We start from the raw sequence: 5,592 nt of genomic DNA, 5'->3' as shown, positions 1-5,592 counted from the left end.
CCAGGCGCTGGAGGCCCGCACGGCGGAGCTCCAGCAGCAGGTCGCCGCGCGGGACGCCCGCATCGAGTCGCTCGAGGCCCGCATCGCCCGCCTGGAGGCGCTGATCGCGCAGCCCTGACGCCGCGCGCTCCGGCTTTCGCGCCGGAGACGGTTCTACGGCATTCTCACGCAGAGGGAGCAGAGGCAGCAGGACTGCAATGGAAGTACTCTGCTGCCTCTGCTCCCTCCGCGTGAGATTGTAGTCTCCATTCACGGCACGCGGACGGACGTCACGGGTAGAAGGGGCGTCCGGCGCGCGCCACTGGTGCGTGGGGTACGCCCCTGCCTATCTTTGCACGCGTCCGCGCCGTCCCTCCAGCTTCCCGAAGTTCCCCGTGTTCAAGCACTTCTCCCCCCGCCCACTGGCCGCGGCGCTGCTGCTGCTCGCGTCCGCCCTGGCCGCGTGCGGCGGTGACTCGCCCACGCCGCCGCCGCCGCCCCTGCAGGTGGCCGCCAGCGGCACCGCGCAGCGCGGCTCCATCGTCACCCTGAGCGCCACGCGCGAGGGGCAGGCCATCCCCGCCGGCAACGTCGCCTGGACGGTGACGCCGGCCGCCGGGGGCGAGGTGCTCTCCAACGGGCAGCTGCGGCTGCTGGCGGCGGGGACGCTGGAGGTGCGCGGCACGTTCGAGGGCAGCACAGGCACCACCACGCTGCAGGTGACGGAGCCGCCGCCGCCCCCACCGGGTGCCCTGGCCATCACCGCCACGGGCACCCTGGAGCGCGGCCGCACGGTGCAGCTCGTCGTCACGCGCGACGGACAGGCCGTCCCCGCCGGGCAGGTGACGTGGACGCTGGTGCCCACGTCGGGCGGCGAGATCCTGGCCGGCGGCCAGCTCAGGCTGCTGGCGGCGGGCAGCCTGGAGGTGCGCGGCGCGTACGACGGCAGCACGGGGACCACGACCCTGTCCGTGGCCGAGCCGCCGCCGCTGACGCTGTCGGCCACGGGCCGGCTGGAGCGCGGGTCCGTCATCGTCGTCAACGCCAGCCGCGGCGGCCAGGGCGTGGCCCCCGGCGAGGTGACGTGGTCCGTGCAGCCCGCGGGCGCCGGACAGGTGCTGGGCAACGGGCAGATCCGCCTGCTGACGGCCGGCGCCGTGGAGATCCGCGCGGAGTGGGACCTGAGCACGGGCACCCTGCCCCTGACCGTCGCCGTGCCGCCCACGGTCGTCTTCGACATGTCGGTGAACGGCAACCGCGACATCTACAGCGTGGCCCTGGACGGCGGCGACCTGCGCCGGCTCACGGAGGCCGCGGCCACGGACAACGACCCGTCCGTGGCGGCCGGCAAGGTGCTGTTCGTGAGCGTGCGCGACGGCAACTCGGAGCTGTACACGGTCCCCCTGGCGGGGGGAACGGCCACCCGCGTCACGACGACGGCGCGCGCCGAGACCTCCCCCGCCCTGTCGCCCGACGGCACGCGGATGGCGTACGGCTACGACGCGAGCGGCGTGTCGCGCATCTGGACGGCCAACATCAACGGCTCCGGCGGGGCCGCCTTCACGGGGAACCTGGGCTTCGCGGGAAGCCCCGAGACGGCGCCGTCGTGGCATCCCACGGCCAACCGCCTGGCCTTCGTGGGCACGGGCAACGGCTCGGCCGACATCTGGGACCTGGCGGCCGGCGGCACGGCGGCCGTCCTGGCCGGCGGCGACTCGGCGGACGTGGACCCGGCGTGGAGCCCGGACGGCTCCCTGGTGGCCTTCGCCAGCACGCGCGAGGGCGATCCGGCCATCTTCACCGTGCGGCTGAGCGACCGTCTCATCACCCGGCTGAGCGCGCGCGCGGGCGCCGAGGCCGAGCCAGGCTGGACGGCGGACGGGCGCCTGGTGTACGTTGAGTTCAGTGGCGGCGGCGTGACGCGGATGGTGTGGATCGACCCCGCGTCGCCGGCCACGGTGCACGAGATTCCCGTGACGGGCGGGTTCCCCCGGCACCCGTCCGTGGTTCGCTGACCTTTTCGATGACCGGCATGAGCGAGACCCCGATCCACCGCGTGCCCGAGGACGTGCTCGCCGCCCACCTGGACGGCGAGGCGGTGCTCCTGCACATGGACACCAAGAACTACTACCGGCTCAACGCCACGGCCGCGCACGTGTTCCGCGGGTTGGAGCGCGGTCTGGGGCGCGACGCGCTGCTGGACGGCCTGTGCGCGGAGTTCGACGTGGAGCGCGAGGTGGCGGCCCTGGAGTTGGACCGGCTGCTGAACGAGCTGTCGGCCCGCGGGCTGGTGGCGGCGGAGGACGCGGGCGCGTGAGCCTGCCGGGCGTGGCCATGACGGGGCTGTGGGCGGCCCTGCGCGTTCCCTTCTGGCTCAAGGGCCGGCGGTGGACGGAGCTGCTGAGCCCGCCGGCCGGCGCCGGCGCGTCGTCCGCCGCGGAGCCCCCGCGGGGCGCGGCGCGGGCCGCGCGGGGCGCCGTCAAGGTGCTGGCGGCCGTCCCCGGATCGCCCTGGCGCTACACCTGCCTGTACCGCAGCGTGGCCGAGTGCCTGGCCCTGCGCCGGTACGGCGTGCCCGCCGTCGTCCGCATCGGCGTGCGGGCGGGCGACCGGCCCGGCGACACGCCCATCCTGGCGCACGCCTGGGTGGTGACGGACCCGGCCGCGGAGCCCCCGCCGCCGGACCGGATGCAGCCCTTCTCCCTGCGCGCCTGAAGGCGTGATCGTCCGCTCCCTCCTGCACGACGGCCGGCTGCGGGTCGAGGCGCATCCGCGCCTGCTGCCCCTGCTCACCCGCTGGCTGCCCCTGCTTCCCGAAGACACGCCGGCGCACCCCGCCGGCTCCGTCGTCCGCGTCCTCCCCTCGGCGGACGCGCCGCCCGCCGCGCCCGCGCACCGGCGCACGCTGCACCTGGGCGGCGTGGACGCGTGGGTGGAGGACGATTCCGCGTTCTTCGACGGTGGGGCGGAGGTGTGGGGCTCGGTCACGCTGGCGGACGGCGTGTCGGAGCTGCGCGTGGCGGAGGGCGCGGAGGCATCCGTCTCCGCCATGTGGGCGCTCTACTCCGCCTGCACGCTCTCCGCCGCCCTGCTGCTGGGGCGGATGGGGCGCGCCCTGGCCCACGCGGCCGCCGTGGCGCCCCCGGACGGCGACGCCTGGCTGCTCGTGGGCGACTCGCACGCGGGCAAGACAACGACGTGCGCCAACCTGGTCGCGGCCGGCTGGCGCTACCTCTCCGACGACCACGTGGTGCTGTGGCGCGACGGGGACGGACGCGCGGCGGTGGAGGGATGGCCGCGCCCGTTTCACCTGGACCTGGGATACGAGTCCGGGACGGTCGTCCGCCAGCGGGGAGAGACGGACCCACGGGAGCGCTGGCCGGGCGCCTGGCGCCGGACGGCACCCCTGGCGGGGATGCTCTTTCCCCGCGTGGAGGCCCCCGCGCCCACGGCGCTGCATCCCGCCGAGGCGGGCGGCGCGCTCTCCGGGCTGCTGCGCCAGTCTCCGTGGCTGCTGGCGGACCGCGCCTGCGCCCCGCGCGTGCTGGACCTGCTGCGCGACGCGGCCCTGCTCCCCGCCCACGCCCTGCGCCTGGGGCTGGACACCTACACGGACCCCGCGCGCCTGGCGTGCATCGTCGGCGCGGCCGCGCCCGGCGCCGTCCGCACCCCGGCGCCTCCTGACGCGTGACGACGACGCGCATCCCTTCCGCACCGGCTGAGACGGACACGCCGCCCGCCGCGGACGATACGCGCCGGCGGGGCGCCGTCCGCCTGGCATTCGCCGCGGTATGTGCGCTGTGGGTGGCGCAGGTGCTGTCGCTGGGCGGGGGCGCGGGCGAGCCGTATCCCAGCATCCTCATGCCCTCGTTCGCCGGGTCCGGCGGCTACGCGGACAGCGTCGTGCGCATCGAGCGGATGCAGCCCGTCTTCGTGGGCCCGGGCGTCGAGCGGCCCGTCACGCAGCGCGCGCTGCTGGCGGACGTTCCCGACAGCCACCACGGCACCCTCTCCGGGCTGCTGCACCCAACGGGCCGCGCGCCGCGCCCCCTGCAGCGCTGGCTGCGGGCGCACCTGCTTCCCGGCCTGGCCGCGGGCGGGCTGCGGAACCGCGCCGGCTGCCCGGACGTCTCCCTGCGCGCCTGGGCCCGCCGCCGCGCGGACACCCTGCTTCCCGGCGTTCCCGTCCAGCGGCTGGAGCTGCGCTGGTACATGGACACGTTCTCCGGGGGCGCCGCCACGCCGTCCGCCCGCGCGCGGACGGGGACGCTCGTCATCCCCTTCGCGGAGGAGGGGCCGTGCGCGCCCTGACGGCCCGGGTGGACGGATGGATCTTCGGCGCGTACGCGGCGGCGCCGGCGGACCTGGCCCTGTACCGCATCCTCTACGCGGCGTACGCGCTGCTGGCCGTGGTGCCCACGGCGCTGTGGGTGGACGGGGCGCCGCGCGCCTTCTTCAATCCGCCGCCCGGCCTGGCGGCCCTGGCCACGGGTTTTCCGCCCGGCGGGTTCCTGGCCGCGCTCAACCTGCTGCTCGTCGCGCTCCTTGGCCTGCTGCTGGTGGGGTGGCGCACGCCGGCCGTCTCCGTGGCCACGAGCGTCGTTCTCCTGTGGATCAAGACCTGGGAGTACGCGGACGGCAAGATCAACCACGACATTCTCCTCGTCCTGATCCCCCTGCTGCTGGCCGGCTCGGGATGGGGTCAGGCGCTGTCGGCGGACGCCCGCCGCGCCGGCCCGCCCGATCCCCTGCGGCCGCGGGCCTCGTGGGCCCTGGCCCTGGCGGCGTTCGTCACGGGGACGGCCATGTTCGGCGCCGGCGCGCTCAAGCTGATGACGGGATGGCTGGACCCGGCCACCCACTCCACCTTTGGCCACCTCGTCGTCAACAACATGGGCGCGGGGCGCGGCACCTGGCTCTCGGGGCACGCGCTGGCCTGGAACGCGCCGCTGGCGTGGGAGGCGGCCGACTGGGCGGCCACCCTGCTGGAGACGGGCTTCCTGCTGGCCCTGCTGCGCCAGCGGTGGATGAACACGGCGCTGGCCCTCGCGTGCGTGTTCCACCTCTTCGTCTGGCTGCTGTTCGACATCGTCTTTTCCGCCAACGTGCTGGCGTACGGCGCGTTCGTCGCGTGGGCGCGGGTGCTGCCCGGCCTGGCCCGCGCGGCCGGGCGCGTGCCGTCCCGCCGGGCGCTGGTCGTCGCGCTCGTGGCCGCGTGGATCGTCGGCATCGCGGGCGTGATGGTCGGCGTGCCGCTGGAAGACGCGCTGGGGCTGCAGCTGCAGGAGATCCTGGTCGTGGCCGGCGCGGCGGGCGGTGTGGCGTACCTGGGACGAAGGCTTCTCCCCCGGCGGCGGACGGAGGCGATGCCCGCCGTGGAGCCCGCCTGATCGCGATCCGCCTCCGCCGAAGTCCGGCGTGGAGACATGCAGCAACGCCCCGCCAGCGCATTGTCGCGCCGGTGGGGCTTCGTGCATCCATCCAGTCAGAGCCGCCGTCCCGGCCGGACCGCCTTTTACCGATCGCGATCAGGTGGATGATGTGCACGCGCAATCATCCGCGTCCGACGCTGACGATGTGCCTCTTTGAAAAAACGCGGATCCCGTCCCCTCG

The 5,592-nt window shown here is 75.4% G+C and carries 6 protein-coding genes; all 6 read left to right on the top strand.

Going from position 1 to position 5,592, the window contains the following annotated elements; translation table 11 throughout:
• Window positions 1-374: 374 nt before the first annotated feature.
• From VFZ20_RS05955 to VFZ20_RS05930, 6 genes are read left to right on the top strand one after another with little or no spacing between them, the layout of a single operon-like run.
• The gene (locus VFZ20_RS05955) at window positions 375-1,994 is read left to right on the top strand and encodes a hypothetical protein (protein WP_329682923.1); all 1,620 of its coding nucleotides are present in this window, start codon (window positions 375-377) and stop codon (window positions 1,992-1,994) included.
• A 17-nt stretch (window positions 1,995-2,011) separates the two neighbouring features.
• A complete protein-coding gene (locus tag VFZ20_RS05950) occupies window positions 2,012-2,296 on the top strand; it encodes a PqqD family protein (RefSeq protein WP_329682922.1) in 285 nt (94 codons plus the stop codon).
• A complete protein-coding gene (locus VFZ20_RS05945; protein WP_329682921.1) occupies window positions 2,293-2,694 on the top strand; it encodes a lasso peptide biosynthesis B2 protein in 402 nt (133 codons plus the stop codon). The genes VFZ20_RS05950 and VFZ20_RS05945 overlap by 4 nt, the downstream gene beginning before the upstream one ends.
• A gap of 4 nt (window positions 2,695-2,698) precedes the next feature.
• The gene (locus VFZ20_RS05940) at window positions 2,699-3,670 is read left to right on the top strand and encodes a hypothetical protein (RefSeq protein ID WP_329682920.1); all 972 of its coding nucleotides are present in this window, start codon (window positions 2,699-2,701) and stop codon (window positions 3,668-3,670) included.
• The gene (locus VFZ20_RS05935; protein WP_329682919.1) at window positions 3,667-4,290 is read left to right on the top strand and encodes a hypothetical protein; all 624 of its coding nucleotides are present in this window, start codon (window positions 3,667-3,669) and stop codon (window positions 4,288-4,290) included. The genes VFZ20_RS05940 and VFZ20_RS05935 overlap by 4 nt, the downstream gene beginning before the upstream one ends.
• Window positions 4,278-5,369 (top strand): hypothetical protein, encoded by a 1,092-nt coding sequence (locus VFZ20_RS05930; RefSeq protein WP_329682918.1) that lies wholly within the window; start codon window positions 4,278-4,280, stop codon window positions 5,367-5,369. The genes VFZ20_RS05935 and VFZ20_RS05930 overlap by 13 nt, the downstream gene beginning before the upstream one ends.
• The last annotated feature ends 223 nt before the right edge of the window (window positions 5,370-5,592 follow it).

This window comes from Longimicrobium sp., assembly GCF_036280135.1.
Lineage (GTDB): Bacteria > Gemmatimonadota > Gemmatimonadetes > Longimicrobiales > Longimicrobiaceae > Longimicrobium.
Note: the sequence above shows the minus strand (reverse complement) of the source record. Positions and strands in the feature narration are given on the sequence as shown.